This window comes from Flavobacterium sp. AED (genome assembly GCF_000812945.1).
Lineage (GTDB): Bacteria > Bacteroidota > Bacteroidia > Flavobacteriales > Flavobacteriaceae > Flavobacterium.
Genome location: NZ_JSYM01000002.1, coordinates 458,864 through 476,355, shown reverse-complemented (window position 1 = coordinate 476,355; position 17,492 = coordinate 458,864). Strand labels below are relative to the sequence as shown.

11 protein-coding genes and 3 tRNA genes are annotated in these 17,492 nt (G+C 32.9%); 3 read left to right on the top strand and 11 right to left on the bottom strand.

What is annotated here, in order from left to right:
* Nucleotides 1-289 precede the first annotated feature (289 nt).
* The 3 genes from OA85_RS11240 to OA85_RS11230 all read right to left on the bottom strand — a co-directional run bounded on the left by OA85_RS11240 (nucleotide 290) and on the right by OA85_RS11230 (nucleotide 7,053).
* A complete protein-coding gene (locus tag OA85_RS11240) occupies nucleotides 290-2,833 on the bottom strand; it encodes a GH32 C-terminal domain-containing protein (RefSeq protein ID WP_039109836.1) in 2,544 nt (847 codons plus the stop codon).
* 196 nt (nucleotides 2,834-3,029) lie between these two features.
* Nucleotides 3,030-5,750, bottom strand: coding sequence for a substrate-binding domain-containing protein (locus OA85_RS11235; RefSeq protein WP_039109835.1), 2,721 nt, complete (start codon nucleotides 5,748-5,750; stop codon nucleotides 3,030-3,032).
* Nucleotides 5,751-6,183: 433 nt separating this feature from the next.
* Complete coding sequence (locus OA85_RS11230) at nucleotides 6,184-7,053, bottom strand: AraC family transcriptional regulator (protein ID WP_039109833.1); 870 nt, start codon at nucleotides 7,051-7,053, stop codon at nucleotides 6,184-6,186.
* Nucleotides 7,054-7,318: 265 nt separating this feature from the next.
* Here OA85_RS11230 and OA85_RS11225 point away from each other — a divergent pair, with 265 nt between their 5' ends.
* Nucleotides 7,319-7,645 carry a DUF6616 family protein gene (locus OA85_RS11225; RefSeq protein WP_039109832.1) on the top strand — a complete coding sequence of 109 codons (327 nt, stop codon included), beginning with the start codon at nucleotides 7,319-7,321 and terminating at the stop codon, nucleotides 7,643-7,645.
* Between the two features lie 196 nt (nucleotides 7,646-7,841).
* Here OA85_RS11225 and OA85_RS11220 read toward each other — a convergent pair whose 3' ends face one another.
* From OA85_RS11220 to OA85_RS11195, 6 genes are all read right to left on the bottom strand, one after another.
* Nucleotides 7,842-8,087, bottom strand: coding sequence for an MmcQ/YjbR family DNA-binding protein (locus OA85_RS11220; RefSeq protein WP_052257225.1), 246 nt, complete (start codon nucleotides 8,085-8,087; stop codon nucleotides 7,842-7,844).
* Nucleotides 8,088-8,301: 214 nt separating this feature from the next.
* A complete protein-coding gene (locus OA85_RS11215) occupies nucleotides 8,302-9,033 on the bottom strand; it encodes an SDR family oxidoreductase (RefSeq protein WP_039109831.1) in 732 nt (243 codons plus the stop codon).
* 118 nt (nucleotides 9,034-9,151) lie between these two features.
* Nucleotides 9,152-10,051 carry an AraC family transcriptional regulator gene (locus OA85_RS11210; protein WP_052257223.1) on the bottom strand — a complete coding sequence of 300 codons (900 nt, stop codon included), beginning with the start codon at nucleotides 10,049-10,051 and terminating at the stop codon, nucleotides 9,152-9,154.
* Between the two features lie 669 nt (nucleotides 10,052-10,720).
* Nucleotides 10,721-10,794 (bottom strand) — tRNA-Arg (locus OA85_RS11205).
* Between the two features lie 23 nt (nucleotides 10,795-10,817).
* Nucleotides 10,818-10,892 (bottom strand) — tRNA-Pro (locus tag OA85_RS11200).
* An 18-nt stretch (nucleotides 10,893-10,910) separates the two neighbouring features.
* Nucleotides 10,911-10,994, bottom strand: a tRNA-Ser gene (locus tag OA85_RS11195).
* 229 nt (nucleotides 10,995-11,223) lie between these two features.
* Here OA85_RS11195 and OA85_RS11190 point away from each other — a divergent pair.
* Both OA85_RS11190 and OA85_RS11185 read left to right on the top strand, forming a co-directional pair.
* Complete coding sequence (locus tag OA85_RS11190; protein WP_039109830.1) at nucleotides 11,224-12,402, top strand: acetyl-CoA C-acyltransferase; 1,179 nt, start codon at nucleotides 11,224-11,226, stop codon at nucleotides 12,400-12,402.
* Nucleotides 12,403-12,474: 72 nt separating this feature from the next.
* Nucleotides 12,475-13,236 carry a C40 family peptidase gene (locus tag OA85_RS11185; protein ID WP_039109829.1) on the top strand — a complete coding sequence of 254 codons (762 nt, stop codon included), beginning with the start codon at nucleotides 12,475-12,477 and terminating at the stop codon, nucleotides 13,234-13,236.
* A 60-nt stretch (nucleotides 13,237-13,296) separates the two neighbouring features.
* Here the strand turns inward: OA85_RS11185 and OA85_RS11180 are convergent, their stop codons facing one another.
* Both OA85_RS11180 and gyrA read right to left on the bottom strand, forming a co-directional pair.
* On the bottom strand, nucleotides 13,297-14,565 hold the full coding sequence (locus OA85_RS11180) for a tetratricopeptide repeat protein (RefSeq protein WP_039109828.1): 1,269 nt from the start codon (nucleotides 14,563-14,565) through the stop codon (nucleotides 13,297-13,299).
* A gap of 49 nt (nucleotides 14,566-14,614) precedes the next feature.
* The gene (gene gyrA / locus OA85_RS11175) at nucleotides 14,615-17,239 is read right to left on the bottom strand and encodes a DNA gyrase subunit A (protein WP_039109827.1); all 2,625 of its coding nucleotides are present in this window, start codon (nucleotides 17,237-17,239) and stop codon (nucleotides 14,615-14,617) included.
* Nucleotides 17,240-17,492: the final 253 nt, after the last annotated feature.

Genomic DNA, 17,492 nt, shown 5'->3' with positions numbered 1-17,492 from the left:
ATAGCTATATAGTACGGAATGAAATGCAAAAAAAAACAGGTAGAATTAAAAAAAATAGATTATACAATAATATTTAAAATATCATTATATAATCTATTCAATATGAGAGATGGTATTCACCACCATAGAAGAATATTTCAATTGGTCATTTATCCAATTTTTTCTAATGTAGAATGCAGTTTTAGTCTAAAAATTTTAGTTTCATTTAGTTAATAATTGCTGCGACGGTACTTAATTTATAAATGAAAAAAGACAAGCAATAATAAATACTAATTTTAATTTCTCATCATTATTCTACGATTATTTTAGCATCAAATAATTCATTTTTCAATAGACCTTTAATTATATAAACACCTCTAATAGCTTTATTTCCATTATCCATAATACCATCCCAATGAATTATTAGATCATTGGCATCTACTATTTTTTCAATCTTTTTAACAGGAAATCCTGTTATATCAAAAATATAAGCATAAACAGGAGTCGCCTCAGTTATAGCATTAAATTTAATATTGAAATTTTCACTTGATGGATTCGGAAAAACAACCGGATGCATTATTTCTTTTTTCACTTCAATACGCTTTGATGTAGATGCAGTTCCACCTCCTTGAATATTATATATTTTTAAGTCTGTTGCTGTTGCTGTACCGCCCTGAGCATATAAATCAATTAAATTATTCCCGGTTGAAGGAAAAGATCGTGTTGCAAAAGCTAATTCTTCATTAACAAAAACCTCTATTACTGACGCATCGACAAAAATTCTCCAATTAATATTTCCTGTCGGTAATACATAATTAGTAGATTGATTAGATAGTGGAACCCCTGTAAGAATTGAAGATTTACTTCTATCTACAACAAAACTACTTGTAGTATAATCATAATAAATTAATGTTTGTTCACCTGTTGCGGTATTTTTATTTAGAGAAAAACCAACTTTTGTAGTAGTTCCTGGATTAATAGTAGCAACGATTTCATATTGAGATCCAGTTGAATTATTTAATACATTTGAGCTATTTTGGTCAAAAACTACATTGGTGAAATTTTTAGAAGCTCCTCTAAGGCTCAATACATTTGGATGTGGAACTTGTTTTATTTTACCATTAACAAGTGTCCAAACTCTAGGTAAACTAAATACGTGCGCCCAGCCTTGCTCTTTTTGTTTTGCAGAAGTAACGCCATCCGGAATAATTCCTATTGCCGTTAAATTACCATTTGCATCAGGATGAATAGAAGGTGATAATAATTGATTGATTACATCTAATCGTTCAGGAACGGGATTATCCCTAACGAATTGTGATCCATTAAAATTCCCAGTCCAATACAACGCATTTGCATTAGGAAGCTTATTGATTAGTACAATTGATTTCGTACCAAAATTATAATAAATGGGCATTTCCCAAAAATCCCCGGTTCCATCTACAGAAGGATTTCCCTCTAACATTGTACCTTGAAGAGACCATTGTTTGAAATCTGAAGAAGTAGATTTATACAAATACAATGCTCCTCTTGGGGTTCCACTTCTTAAACCGGTCCCAATCATCATATACCATTCTGAATTGTGTTCAAATACAAAAGGATCTCTAAAATCAGCGTTTGCAGAAGAAGTTGGTGCATTTGGTATAATCGCAGAAGTATTTTTTGTCCAAGTATCGTAAGGAGCAGTTGAAGTCGCAAGTCCTATTGCAGCTTTAGCTTTATTTACACCAGTATAAAAAATAAAGGGCTGACCATTACTTATTATGGCATGTCCTGACCAAATTCCAACTTCGTCAAATCCAGGTTGAGGCCATAAAATTTGTGTTTTTTCTTCCCAGTTTATTAAATCACTACTAACATAATGTCCCCAATTTATATGCTCTAAATAGGGGCCATTGAAATTTCTTTGACTGAATATATGGTATTTATTATCAATATATAGCAATCCGTGCGATTCGTTAGTCCAACCCGCAGATGGAAGTAAATGGTATTTTGGTCGATGAATATCATTAGCAAATCGAATTGCAGTCGGGATTTTAAGATCCGGATCTGATGGCGCAAATTTATTGTACTGAGTTAGTATCTCGGCAGCTGTTAGGTCTTTATTCCAAAGTGCTACTTGATCTATTGCCCCAGTTAAACCATTAGTATCAAATCCAGCGATTGTTTTAGACTTTGATTCTTTTCCAATATAAATAGTGGCATTATTATCCCATAAAAGTGTCCCAATATCAAACGTAACACTTTTAATTTGAACACCATTCAAATACAATGAAGCCGTTCCGCTTGAAGCATTTATATTTAATGTAATATAACTCCACTTTTTTAGCGCTACTTCTTGATCAGATAAAATTTGAATCACATTTGTCCCAACTTTAAATTGTCCAATAACTCTTCCGTGCTGATTGATCCCTAAGGCAACGCCAGAACTATTGGATGTGTTTACATTTGAAAAAATAGCAGCGTTTGTATTTTCGGTAATTGGATCTAAATCTTTCCTTTGAACAGGAAAAGCGGATGGAGCAATCCAACCAGAGACACACACTTTTGCAGTAGGATAAGTTACACTTGCATTTCCGGTAGCCCAACCATAAAACCCATTAACTCTTAATGAATTTCCTTCAACGCCCACAATTCGTTCAGATGAACCAGAAGGTCCATTTATATTAAAACTGGCATTCGTTTTAGTTTCTACTAGTGTTTGCCCAGAAGTTTCATTAAAATTAAATTTCAAAAGCTCGGCAGCCACATTAGGGTTTGGATTCGGATTTGGGTTCGGACTTGGACTTGGATCATTTTTGGATTTACATCCAATAAGTATAAGTCCTGACAGGATAATTGTTATGCACTTTTTCATTTTATAATATTTTTTTATAAAATTACAAGGATACTCTAATGAACTAATTAAGTATTGTTACACATACCAAGTAATTTAAAAAAAAAGCTTAACTCCAATAAAATAAGGAGTTAAGAAAAAAGAATACTGCAAAATCAATATAAAAAGACGTTAAAAATCATTATATCTATAAAAATGTTACATTGTTTTAGCACAATTAATTATTTCTAAAGTCTTTTGGGGGTATCCCGTACTTAGTTTTAAAAGTAGTTGAGAAATAATTAGGAGAGGCAAAACCGCAAGAATAGGCAATCTCAGAGATGTTCATTGTTGTAGTCATTAATAGCTCTTTTGCTTTCTCCAATCTAAAATTATTAATATAATCTCCAACGCCTATACCTAAAACTGCTTTTACTTTTCTATAGAGTTGCACTCGTGAAATATTTAATTTACTGGCAAGATTTTCAACAGAAAAAGAGGAGTCATCAATATTTTTTTCTAAAATCAAATTAATCTTATTCAAAAATTCTCTTTCAATTAAGTTGAGCCCATCAGTCTCAATTTTATTTATATTATTTGTATAATAATAACGTAACTTTTCTCTGTTAAACAGTAATCCTTTTATAGATTGCTTTAAGACTTTTAGATTAAAAGGTTTTGTTAAAAACAAATCTGCTCCAACTTCTAATGATTTTATATAAGTATTATTATCATCCATTGCTGTTAAAATGATTACAGGAATATGAGAAGTAATCATATTCATTTTTAAAGCTTCACAAATTTCAAAACCATTCTTCTCCGGTAAATTTAAATCACAAACAACAATATCTGGCATTAACTCCAAGGCCATTTCTATTGCTTTGGTTCCGTTGCACCTGCTAACAATGTAATCTTCTTTTAATTTTGAAGCAATAAAATCCAGTAAATCAGCATTATCCTCAATAATTAAAAGAGAAGGTTTGTTTTCTGTAATTAGGGATTCCGTACTAGGTGTTAATTCAGTTTCCAAATACTCATATCCATTTTCACTATCTGAAAAATAAGTACTTTCATTAATAATTTTTGATTTATCGATATGGTCTTTTCCTAATTTTAGATAAACTGAAAATTCGGCTCCATTAATTGACTTTACTTCTATTAGACCTTCATGTAAATCAACAAAGTTTTTAGATAAATTCAATCCAATACCTGATCCGTTTCTATAGTTATTAGAACCTTGGAAAAAAGGACTGAAAATTTGATTTATTTCCTTTTCAGGAATACCAATACCAGAATCTTTAAAATTAATTTTAACAAGTCCTTTGTCTTTTTCTTGGCTTATTTTAATTTCAATTTTACCTCCATCAGGAGTGAATTTAAAACAATTAGATAACAGATTATAGTAAACCTTGTCCATTAAATTTGGATCAAAATAAACTTCTAAACCCTCATTATCCGTTTCAATTGTATAATTTATTTTTCTTTTTTTAGCCTCTCTTTTAAATTCCTTAAACATATTAGCCGAAAATTTCCAAAGATTATTTTTGGATAGTTTCAGAGTGAATTTTTTATCCTCAACCATTCTAAAATCCAACAATTGATTAATCAATCGAAGTAATCTTAAAGAATTATTATACATTATGTCTAAATCTTTTTTAACAGCATTACTTTTATTTTGAAATTCATCATGTAAAGATTCAACTGAACTTAATATTAGGGTTAAAGGGGTTTTAAATTCATGAGATATACCGGTAAAAAAATTAATTTTGGATTCATTACTTTCTTTAAGTTTCTCTACAAATTTTTCAATTTCATTCCTTTGATGAATGATTTTTGTATTTGTTACCTCTAATAACTTTTTTTTCTTTTTTATAGAAAATACGGAATAAATACTAAAAAGGCCTAAACAGAAAATTACTACCAGAAGAAAGGTCAGCAATTTAATTAAATTATATAATGTTAGGTATTTCTTTTCCTGTTCTTTAATTACATTCTGCTGTGTTTCAATATTAGATTGTTGTTGCGTCACTTTATCAAATTGATTGCTCATTATATCAGCATTTAAGGAGTCTATCAAAATGGTGTTAAGTATATTATTCTTAGAGACTATTTCTTTATTGGCAAGTTTAATAGCAAGCTTTATCGCTTCGCTACCACCAGTTGGATATAAGATCGTTGCAGTTAACTTACCATCTTTAACAGCTTGTATTCCTCCATTTGGATCATTCAATCCATCTATTCCAATAAATTTTATATTTTTTTCTCTACCTTTTCGTTTTGCTACTTCCCATGCTTGGAGTGCAATAATGTCATTAAAAGCAAAGACATAATCTATTTTTGGCATACTGTCCAGGACTTTACTAAAATTATTATTTAGTGATGCCAAATCCGGAGCAGTTATACTTATCTTTTTAATGTTTGGGTATTTATCGATAATTTGTTTAAATCCTAAACTTCTCTCAACGCCAGGTGAAATATCAGTCGTTGCCTTAATTTCAAGAATATTGGCATGAGCCTTAGACATAGAAACAATATATTTTCCTGCAATATGCCCTACTTCAACATTATCAGCCCCTAAAAATGCCTTATAATTCGATGTATTCACTTTTCTATCAACAATAATTACAGGTATTCCTTTTTTATTCGCTTTCTCGATTACTGGCACTATAGAATCTGAACCATATGGAGCTACTATTAATACATCCACTTGGTTTTCAATCATTTTTTCAATATCGGTAACCTGCTTTTTTGTACTGCCATTCGCATTGTAAACAGTTAAGTCTATCTCTGGATGAAGCGAAGCTTCGACCTTCATTGTATTATCCATAGATTTTCTCCAGCTATCATCTTCAGAGATACTTTGTGAAAATCCAATTGAAATCCTTTTTTGATTATCATCATTTGTATTACAGGAAAACAGTGTAATTAGTACCAATAATATATATATTCTTCTTGACATAAAATTTGTGACATTTATACGATAGACATTGAGGCCTTATTGAATTCAATTTCGCTAAGAAAATTTACTTTTATTTAGTAAAAATATTTTAAAGATTTTTACTAAATAAAAGTAGTTAGCAATATTGACTAATTATTTAAATAGGGTAATTGAATAAGTTAAAGCGAAAGTTTAACAAAAGTAATTATTTTTATAATAAATTAAGAATCTTATATTTTTTTCTTTAATTGTTATGAAGAAAAACATTTATTTCTGAATTAACTAAATGCTCTATTAAGAAATTCAAAATATTATCAATAAGATTTTAAAACAGGAAGATTTGTAATTGTAAAGATGTAATAAGCAATTGGAAATACTATTTCATAACTGATTTATAACTTTTATTTGTAACAATAATTGCCTATTAACTCGGCAATGACTCCATATATTAAGATTATTTATTACGGTATTGATTTGGTGTCATCCCCACATACTTTCGGAAAAGACGAACAAAGTAGTTCGGTGTTTCAAACTTTAATTGATTGCTGATCTCCGCAACTGATAAGCTGGTATAATTTAACAAGTTTTTTGCTTCCTGAATAACCCTGTTAAGTATAAACGATTTGGACGTAGACCCCAAATACTCTTTCGTCATCCTGTTTAAATAATTGACTGTTATGAAAAGTTTGTCAGCATAGAACTGAACATCATGTGATTGTAAATAATGTTCATCTAACAGCTTTACGAAGGCCTGGATATGTCTGTTAGCCTGTTCTTCTTTCGTGAACGTGTTAATGGTCTTAACCGGTATGATCTCTCCCCTTTCAAGCAGTGCCAAGATCAGATAGACCAATGCCCGGAGAATATGTTCACTACTGCTAACGCCCAGTTGGATTTCATTGTTTATTTGCTCCAGATACGCTACAACGTTTTTAAAGAGTTTTTTGTTGAGCCGTATCAACGGAGAAGTACGGCCATGTTTCAGATACTTGAATTTGTTTAAAAACTGTTTATCGTTGAAGAATGAGAACAAAAATTCTTCTTCAAATAGCAACACATAGCCTTGCATTGCGGTTTGTTTTGGCCAGCTCCAGATCTCACCAGGAATAGAACAAATCACATCCCCTGACCCAACATGCAATTCCGTTTGATTAATAAATACGTTTTCATTTCCATTGGTTATAAAAGTCATGTCATAAAAAGTAAGCCTATGAGTGGGTTCTTTTTCTATGTATTTATTGATTTCAGAAATTGGAACAATATCTATCAGTAAAGTTTTCCCATATTTTTCATTGCTAAAATGATACTGAACTATTGATTTCATGACGTTTAATATAAATATTTTTTGGCAATGGTCATTTATAATTTATGACAGGTGTGAGCTGTGTTACAATGATAATAAATCGATGAGCAAAATCCTAACCGACCAAAATATTAGCACCAATAGTGACATTTTTGGTACCATTTGTCTATCAGATACTATGTTGATTGCCTATATCTTTGTCAGCATCTAATTAAATATTTGACCTTTACTGGTCTAAACTCACTTAGATTAGTACTATTAAAAAAAATTATAAAACAGCAGCATTATGAAGTATTTTATCGAAATGTTTTCACCTAAACAAGCTTGGCTCGACCTGAGCAAAGAAGAGAAATCCGCTTACCTTACTCATGTGAATGAATCTTCGCAAGGACTGATGGACCAGGGGGTAGCGATAGTCAGTATGAACGAAAATGACAAGGACACCATTCAGCGTGTTGATTATAATTTCTTTGTCATCTGGACAATTCCAACTGATGAGCTTGCAAATGCAGTTCAAAAGCTGATTGTAAGTGAAGGATGGTTTAATTACTTTGACCAGTTAAATCTGAAAGGCGATTCTACGGATATTTTTGAAAAACTCATCAATATTTAACTTCGGAATTTTTTGGACGATTTATTTTTGTTGCGTCACTTGTTTTCAGTGGATAGTACAACGTTTGCTCTTCTAAAAAAGCAGCTCACTTACGGTGGGCTTTTGAATACGATACTATGAAATTTGGACTCTTTTGGATATAACTGATATTGCATTGCTGTAAATTAGGTGTAACAGAATTTATAAAGATATCATTTTATTTATTTTTCTTCGGAATACCTTCTGCAACAAGTTTATAAGATTTCATAACAAGATCTTTGATCAATTCATGAGAGACATCCCCGTTTAAATCAACACTTATCCAGTGTTTTGGGCTCAAGTTAAAAGGTTTGTCGATCCCCTTGTGTTCCCTAAGCTCATCAATGAACTCGGGATCACATTTTAAATGTACAACGATCAAATTTATCAAGGTCGAACAAGCAGAACATCTTTTTACCAACATAAAATACAAGGATAGATCGTGAATTCTTAAAAAATCCCTCGAACGGCATTCCTTCCCGAGTATTCGGGAAGGACAAACAAAAATCTCTGAACTCTTCTACATTCATATAACAAATTATATTTCAATATCTTCAAGCAAATGCTAAACTTTTAAAGAGAAGTTTTACTATTAGAATAAGAGTTTTGAGATTACTTGAAATTTGCATTTTCATTATTTACCATGGTAATACCTCGCCAGACTGAGAAAAAGTACCCGATGGTCCATTTTCATCCAGCAGGGCTAAAGCTATACCTGTTTTCGCACCTTCTTCAGCTGTAAGTGGAGCTTGATCTGAGCCTATAGATGTTTGAACCCAACCAGGATTTGCTGCGTTTACTTTTATTTTTGTTTCGCGAAGTGCGTGGGCAAGAAAAACGGTGAACTGGTTTAAGGCTGTTTTTGATGCACTGTAAGCATACGGTTTTAAAGCGTACAGCCAATGAGCTTCATCCAAATGAACGCCAAAAGAACCGGAAACGCTGCTGATGTTTACAATACGTCCACACTCACTTTTTTTGATTGCCGGCAATAAAGCCTGGGTCAACTCAACGGTTCCAAAATAATTAATATCAAAAGTATCACGAAGTGTTTGTAATGTTACAATTTCCACATTATTTCCGAACCACGCATCATCTAAAAATACGGCTGCGTTGTTTACCAAAATGTCCAATACGCCATACTCGCTTTCAATGTAGCTTGCAACGTTGGCTATATCTTCTGAATTACTAATGTCCAGTTTTATATAGGTAACATCTAACGACAAACCTCGTAAAACTTCTTCTGCCTTTTTACCATCAGTTTCATTTCTTGCTCCTAATAATACCTTAATGTTTTGTTGTGCAAGTTGTTTAACTGTTTCAAAACCAATGCCTTTATTGCCACCGGTCACTAATGCTATCTTTGTCATATTTATAATTTTTTAATTACAGCACAAAGGTAGAACTGATGCCATAACCACTGTTAGCGCAAATAAAACCAATCCTTACTAAAATCAAACTTTTGCCTCAGATCTTAAAAAGACCAAACTATTCCCTATGTAATTTTCTGTAATCTGTAGGAGAACCGTTCGTATGCTTTTTAAAAAATAAGTTGAAATGTGAAGGTTCCTCGAAACCGAGTGCAAAGGAGATTTCCGCAATGTGCCAATTGGTTAATTTTAATAAGATCTTAGCCTCTTGGACAAGTCTTGCTGCGATGATCTCACTTACGGTTCTTCCTTTAGCTAATTTCACCTGGCGGTTCAAATAATTGGGATGGAGCGACAGACTGTCTGCGAAATCTTTTGAAGTTTTAAATTTGATCGCATTCTGAGGAGATTCTATGGGAAACTGCGATTCCAGTAATCTTATAAAGGAACAGGCGATGACCTCTGTCGTATTATTTGTTTTTACGAATGAGTTAACCGGAGCGAGTTTTTGTGCGTTAAAAATGATTTCAAGTAGATAAGTGCGTTGCAGATTATTTTTAAAGACGCTATTGCCTTGTGTTTCATCAAAAACTTTACTGTAGATATCAATAAAATCTTTCGTTTGATCATCTGTTAGCGAATAGATATTCTGCCTTCCTGGTTTATAGATCGGAAATTCAAGTAAACGATAACCACTGTTAGATTTAGTAATAAACTCTTCTTTAAAGACACAACTGATACCGGCGTATCCCAAACCAGTAGCGTGCACCCCAAAAGGGATTTTGGTGGTGGTAAAAAGTAATGAGTTACCCGAAACATCAATATTTCTATCTTCAAATTCAAGCCTATATTCCCCTTGTAATAAAGTGGCCGTATAAAATACCTTCCTATTATATTCAAATGAAAAAAGCGGATTATCGGCTATACTCAGATCCAGTATATGAAAAGTTTCGACATCATTTTGAATGGTGTATGATTTTTCAGGGTCGATAGAAGATGTTGTATCAGATATTCTCATACACAAAAGTAGGTATTTTTTTTATTAGAAGTTAGTGGTCCTTCAGACTCAAACAAACGATTTAATAACATTCCAATTGAAGTCATTGCTATAATATAGGGATTGCCAAATCCTTTCAAATAAAATTAATTGAAATATAATATACATTATAGATACAAAAATTGAATATTTTATGGGTACAGATGAGTTTAAATGAGAAAGAAATAATTCTAAAATTATTTTAACTTATGATAACTATTTTAGTGATCAATATATTACCAATACTAATTTTTTAAACACCAGAACCATTGAGCAAATTTCAAATAGTAAACCCAGAGTTTTCTCAGATAGAAAAGTCTCCGTCAATCAGGTAATGAAAATATTAAAAAAGAATGGTATAGAGACAAGCGTAGCACAGGTAAATGAGATACTTGATTTCCTGTATACATTTACTAAAGTATATTCGAATCGAGATGTTCAAATATATCTGAGTTGATAGCACCCCGCAAGGGGATATCGAACATAAAATCATTGTTTTATTATCTATTCTGGCATTTTTTTTAAACATTTTTTACGAATCAAAAAATATCGAACCAGTAAAAATTCCAAAAACACCTACATAACCAATTACTAATCAACACATTGAAGTAAATAAAAAAAGGGACAATCAAATTTGATCATCCCCTTAAGTGAAGGCAGAAGGATTCGAACCTTCGACCGCCTGCTTAGAAGGCAGGTGCTCTATCCAGCTGAGCTATGCCTCCATTGCTCATGTAAAAAAATCTAGTCGGGGTGGCAGGATTCGAACCTGCGGCCTCCTGCTCCCAAAGCAGGCGCGATAACCGAGCTACGCTACACCCCGAAGTGCAAAAAAATTAAGCGGAGGGACAGGGACTCGAACCCTGGCACCGATTACTCGATGACAGTTTAGCAAACTGCTCCATTACCACTCTGGCACCCCTCCAAGCTCAAAGAAACGTGTCCTGTTTTGCGGTTGCAAATTTAAGACATCTTTAGACTTCTCACAACTATTTGAGGTCTTTTTTTCAATATTTTTTATCCTTTTTACAAAAACAGTTCACAATCAAACATATAGAATGAAAATGTTTTTAAAAAAAGATAATGGTATAATCAAAATTTGAAATTGTTTAAAAAAGATTAAATTTGCTTCATAAACCAACATTTTATAAGTTATGAACAAAAGAGTTGTTATCGTTTCTGCCGTTAGGACACCTATCGGAAGTTTTATGGGGGGATTATCTACAGTTACTGCTCCAAGATTAGGCGCAGTCGCTATTAAAGGTGCTTTGGAAAAAATAAATTTAGATCCAAATTTAGTAGATGAAGTATTTATGGGCAATGTCGTTCAGGCTGGCGTAGGTCAGGCTCCTGCTCGTCAGGCAGCATTATTTGCTGGCTTACCAAATACCGTTGCTTGCACCACAGTAAATAAAGTTTGTGCTTCTGGAATGAAAGCTGTCATGTTGGGTGCGCAAGCAATTCAATGTGGGGATGCCGAAATTGTAGTAGCCGGAGGAATGGAGAATATGAGTTTAATTCCACATTACATGCATTTGAGAAATGGAACTAAATTTGGTCCTGCAACCATGATTGATGGAATGCAGAAAGATGGACTGACTGATGCTTACGATAACAGCGCTATGGGAGTGTGTGCTGACTTATGTGCTTCAGAATATGGTTTTACTCGAGAAGAACAAGATAACTTCGCAATTCAATCGTATGAGCGCAGTGCGAAAGCATGGGATTCTGGGAAATTTAACAATGAAGTTGTCCCTGTTGCGGTTCCACAAAGAAAAGGCGATCCTATTATAGTTTCTAAAGACGAAGAATACACTAATGTAAAATTAGATAAAATACCATCATTAAACCCTGTTTTTACTAAAGACGGAACAGTTACCGCAGCTAACGCATCAACAATAAATGATGGCGCAGCAGCAGTAATATTAATGAGTGAAGAAAAAGCAATCGCTTTAGGTCTAAAACCTTTAGCTTACATTAATGGTTACGCTGATGCAGCACAAGAACCTAAATGGTTCACAACTACCCCATCTAAAGCAATTCCTAAAGCTTTAGAGAAAGCAGGAATAGCAATTGGCGATGTTGATTATTTTGAATTCAATGAAGCTTTTGCAGTTGTAGGTTTAGCTAATTCTAAAATTCTTGGATTAAATGACAACAAAGTAAACATAAACGGTGGCGCTGTTTCTCTAGGACATCCATTAGGTTGCTCAGGAGTAAGAATCATTGTTACATTAATAAATGTTTTAGAACAAAATAACGGTAAAATTGGTGCTGCTGCAATTTGTAATGGCGGCGGTGGTGCTTCAGCAATTGTTATTGAAAGAGCCTAAAATAATTATAAATTATGGGTTATGAGTTTTGAAACTTATAACCCATAATTATTAACTCATAAATTGACCTAAATGTTCGGAATTTGTAATCTAGCTATAATCCCACTTCGCTTTGAACCAAATGACAGAAGCGAAATCGTTTCTCAAGTTTTGTTTGGCGAACATTTTGAAATTTTAGAACAATTAAAACAATGGTCCCGAATCAAAATGCAATATGATGATTATGAAGGCTGGGTAGATTCTAAACAATACCAACTAATTTCCGAATCTAGTTTTAATCAATTGTCTAAAGACGCAATCATTTTGAATGCTGATTTAATAGAATACATTACCGCGCCAAATAATATATTAATCCCAATTCCGCTAGGTTCATCAGTATCTTTTTTAAATTACAATGAAATCAACACTTCAAGTTTTGACTTTGAAGGAACTAAAATTAGCGGCATCAAGCCCAAAGAAGGTTTGATTAATACTGCCTTTTTATATCTAAATGCTCCTTATTTATGGGGTGGAAAAACACCATTTGGTATTGATTGTTCCGGTTTTACACAAATGGTTTACAAACTTAACGGATATAAACTATTACGTGACGCTTCACAACAAGCAAGACAAGGAGAAGCATTGAGTTTTATAGAAGAAAGCGAACCTGGTGATTTAGCTTTCTTTGATAACGATGAGGGCAATATTATTCATGTGGGCATCATCATGGAAGACAATTACATTATTCATGCAAGCGGAAAAATACGAATTGACAGGTTAGATCATTTAGGAATCTATAATCCCGAAACAAATAAACACACTCATAAACTTAGAGTAATCAAAAAAATAATCTAAAAAAAACCTATCAAGAATTTCATTCGAGATAGGTTTTTTTTTAATCTATTTAAAAAAGTATTACATCTTTGCTTTCAATGCTTTTTTCTTTTCTGTCATTTCTAATGCTCCATAAACCCCTAATAAAGTTGCTTTAACTTCTGCATTTTTAGGATCTAATTCGCTAGCTTTTTCTAAAAATGGTAAAGCATCTGTAAATACAGCTTCTCTTTGCTTTTTAAGAACTAAATAACGTTTATTGTCTTTTTCTGAATTTCCTAATTTGCTCATCTCATCAAAAAGCTTTTTGTCAGCATCTAGTTTCATGATAGCTAAATTAAGATACGCATTTACATAATCCGGTTTTATTTCAATCGCTCTTTTATAGTATTTCTCAGCTTCAACTGTATTTTTAGCATTTGCGCTAATTACACCTAAATTAAAAACCAAATCAGCATCATTAGGATTTTTTTCTAATACTTCTGAAATTAATTTTTTATAAGTATCAAAATCTTTAGTTTCTAAATACAAGTTAGCTTCAGTCAAAATCAACGAAGTATCTTCAGGATTAGCAACTCTTGCCTCAGCAATTGCTTTTTTAGCTTCTTCCGTTTTACCTTTTTCTACTAAAATCAAAGCCATATTTTTATATATCTCTCCTCTTTTAGAAGGAATTACCTCTGTTCTTGGCTTGTCATGAGTCCCTAGTTTCACCATTCTGTCTCTTTCTTGAGCAGTTGCAAAAACATCCTCTTCGCTAGTTAGTTTATTCACTGCAAAATAACTTGTTCCTTTTCCTGAATAGTTTAAGTTTTTCAATTCATCATACAACTTAAGTGCAGGATCATATTCTTTAGCATTAACATAAGTAGAAGCTGCATAATACAAATTAATGGTGTCCTTTTTATCTAACAAATAAGCATCATATAATTTTTTAGCACTGGTTGAATGCTTATCAATTTTAGAATCTGCAATTGCACTATTAATTAATTTAAATTTTATCTGTGTAATTGACGTAGCTGCTTGAGTAGAATATTTAACTTTTCCGGAAGCTTGTTCAACAGCAATCAAATCTTGATATGCTTTTGCAGCAAGAGAAAGATTTGTATCTACATCAACATTCTTATTTGCTAAGTCTAATAAAGCATTTCCTTTAACAAAGAAAAATTGTGCTTTTTCAGCATCAGGAGCTGTTGCAGAAGCAGTTTCTGCAGCTTGCAAAATAGTTACGGCTTCTTGAGAATTTCCGCCTTTCAATGCTTTTTCAGCTGCTTTAATTTGATCTTTTTGAGCAAAAGTAGCTACTGATATCAATAATGCTGATGCAAGTATTACATATTTACTTTTCATAATATTCTTGGTTTTTGTTTAATAATTATTCTTTTTTATATTTTTATTTTTAAGCTTCATCATCAGAATCTTCGTCTTCGGCATCTTCTTCAGACTCTTCGTCTTCTTCAGAATCATCCTCATCATCGTCTTCCTCTGTTCCTTCGTCTTCAAGTACTTCTAAAACTGGCTTAACTCTTTCAATAGCCTCCGTTTCGATTACATTACCTTCTTCGTCAACAACAACTTCAGCCACATCATCTTTCATTACTTTTGTAACAGCAGCAATTGAATCGTTTCCTTTAATGTTAATCAACTTCACTCCTTGCGTAGCACGTCCCATAACTCTTAAATCTTCGACAGCCATTCTGATAGTTAATCCAGATTTGTTGATAATCATTAAATCATCAGCATCTGTAACTGCATTGATTGAAATCAGTTTACCTGTTTTTTCGGTAATATTTAAGGTTTTAACTCCTTTACCACCACGGTTTGTAATTCTGTATTCGTCAAGACTTGAACGTTTTCCGTATCCGTTTTCAGCAACAACTAAAATTTCGCTGCTCATATCATTTACAGTAACCATGCCAATAACTTCATCTGTATCATCTTTAAGGGTAATTCCACGAACTCCAGAAGCTGTTCTTCCCATTGGACGGGTTTTAGTCTCTTCAAAACGAACTAATTTACCAGATTTCACAGCCAAAATAATTTGACTTTCTCCATTAGTTAATTTTGCTTCTAATAATTCATCGCCTTCCTTAATAGTAATTGCAGCAACTCCATTTACCCTTGGTTTAGAATATTTCTCTAAAGACGTTTTCTTAACCTGACCTTTTTTAGTCACCATAATAAGGTTATGGCTGTTGATATACTCTTTATCTTTTAAATCTTGGGTACAGATAAATGCTTTTACTTTATCGTCGCTTTCAATATTTACCAAGTTTTGGATAGCTCTACCTTTAGCAGTTTTACTTCCTTCGGGTATTTCATAAACACGCATCCAGAAACATTTTCCTTTTTGGGTAAAGAACATCATATATTGGTGATTCGTTGCCACAAACATATGCTCTAAGAAATCTTGATCCCTAGTACCAGCACTTTTTTGACCAACTCCTCCTCTATTCTGAGTTTTGTATTCCGTAAGATTGGTACGTTTAATATAACCTGCATGAGAAATTGTAATAACCACATTTTCATCAGCAATTAAATCCTCAATACTTACATCTCCACCAGAATATTCAATTATAGAACGACGCTCATCTCCATATTTATCACGGATTTCAGTTAGTTCTTCTTTAATCAAAGCAATTCTCAAGTTTACATCCGCTAATAAAGCTTTCAAATGCTCGATTAACTTCATGATTTCTTCGTATTCAGTTCTTAACTTATCTTGTTCCAGACCTGTTAATTGACGCAAACGCATTTCAACAATTGCACGAGATTGAATATCTGATAAATTGAATCTTTCGATTAATTTTTCTCTTGCTTCTTCGGTACTTTTTGAAGCCTTGATTAAAGCAATTACTTCATCAATATTATCCGAAGCGATAATCAAACCTTCTAATATATGCGCTCTTGCTTCCGCTTTTTTCAATTCAAATTGCGTTCTACGAGTCACCACATCATGACGGTGTTCGATAAAATAATGAATCAAATCTTTCAGATTCAACATTTGCGGACGCCCTTTTACAATTGCAATATTGTTTACACTGAAAGAAGATTGTAATTGCGTAAACTTATAAAGTGTGTTTAAAACCACATTTGGTGTAGCATCACGTTTTAAAATATAAACGATACGCATCCCGTTTCTATCCGATTCATCTCGGATATTTGCAATTCCATCAATTTTTTTATCATTAACCAAATCAGCCGTACGCTTGATCATATCAGCTTTATTGACTTGATAAGGAATTTCGGTAACGATAATACATTCTCTTCCATCCACTTCTTCAAAACCTACTTTAGCACGCATTACAATACGCCCTCTACCGGTTTTAAATGCTTCACGAACTCCTTCATACCCATATATTATACCTCCAGTAGGAAAATCTGGGGCTTTGATATGTGTCATCAACTCGTCAACTTCAATATCATTATTATCCATGTAAGCCAATGTACCATTGATTACCTCGGTCAAGTTGTGAGGTGGCATATTGGTAGCCATACCTACTGCGATTCCTGTTGCCCCATTAATTAATAAGGTAGGAACACGAGTTGGCATAACTGTTGGCTCTTCTAGTGTATCATCAAAATTTAATTTAAAATCAACCGTTTCTTTATCGATATCCGCCAAAATTTCTTCCGAAATCTTACGCATTCTAGCCTCCGTATAACGCATCGCTGCTGGACTATCACCATCCACAGAACCAAAGTTACCCTGACCGTCAATCAATAAATAACGCATACTCCATTCTTGTGCCATACGAACCATGGCATCATAAACAGAGGTATCTCCATGTGGGTGATACTTTCCAAGAACCTCTCCGACAATTCTTGCGGACTTTTTATGGGCAGATCTGGAGTTAACCCCTAAATCATGCATTCCAAATAATACTCTTCGATGTACTGGTTTCAAGCCATCTCTAACATCTGGAAGCGCTCTGGATACAATTACAGACATCGAATAATCGATGTAAGCAGTTTTCATTTCATCTTCAATGTTAATAGGAATTAACTTTTCTCCTTCAGACATAAGTTGTTATATTAAAAAATTATATTAGTTTCAAAACGTGCCAATATACGGCTTTTTGAAATTTTTGAACCTATTTTAACCTACTTATTTCAATGATTTATTAACAAATTAATCTTCACTTTTAGTTGATAAATTAAGGGAAATTTAACTTTAATATTATTATTATTTTTGTCAATTAGCTGACAGTAGTAGTTAAGGGAATGATTTTTGTTTTTCAATTACTAATTCACTAAATTTACGATATCAATTATAT

Bases quoted from the DNA above. Each gene is read 5' to 3' on its own strand.
- OA85_RS11240 (WP_039109836.1), bottom strand. From the start codon at position 2,833: ATGAAAAAGTGCATAACAATTATCCTGTCAGGACTTATACTTATTGGA.
- OA85_RS11235 (WP_039109835.1), bottom strand. From the start codon at position 5,750: ATGTCAAGAAGAATATATATATTATTGGTACTAATTACACTGTTTTCC.
- OA85_RS11230 (WP_039109833.1), bottom strand. From the start codon at position 7,053: ATGAAATCAATAGTTCAGTATCATTTTAGCAATGAAAAATATGGGAAA.
- OA85_RS11225 (WP_039109832.1), top strand. From the start codon at position 7,319: ATGAAGTATTTTATCGAAATGTTTTCACCTAAACAAGCTTGGCTCGAC.
- OA85_RS11220 (WP_052257225.1), bottom strand. From the start codon at position 8,087: ATGTTGGTAAAAAGATGTTCTGCTTGTTCGACCTTGATAAATTTGATC.
- OA85_RS11215 (WP_039109831.1), bottom strand. From the start codon at position 9,033: ATGACAAAGATAGCATTAGTGACCGGTGGCAATAAAGGCATTGGTTTT.
- OA85_RS11210 (WP_052257223.1), bottom strand. From the start codon at position 10,051: ATGAGAATATCTGATACAACATCTTCTATCGACCCTGAAAAATCATAC.
- OA85_RS11190 (WP_039109830.1), top strand. From the start codon at position 11,224: ATGAACAAAAGAGTTGTTATCGTTTCTGCCGTTAGGACACCTATCGGA.
- OA85_RS11185 (WP_039109829.1), top strand. From the start codon at position 12,475: ATGTTCGGAATTTGTAATCTAGCTATAATCCCACTTCGCTTTGAACCA.
- OA85_RS11180 (WP_039109828.1), bottom strand. From the start codon at position 14,565: ATGAAAAGTAAATATGTAATACTTGCATCAGCATTATTGATATCAGTA.
- gyrA (WP_039109827.1), bottom strand. From the start codon at position 17,239: ATGTCTGAAGGAGAAAAGTTAATTCCTATTAACATTGAAGATGAAATG.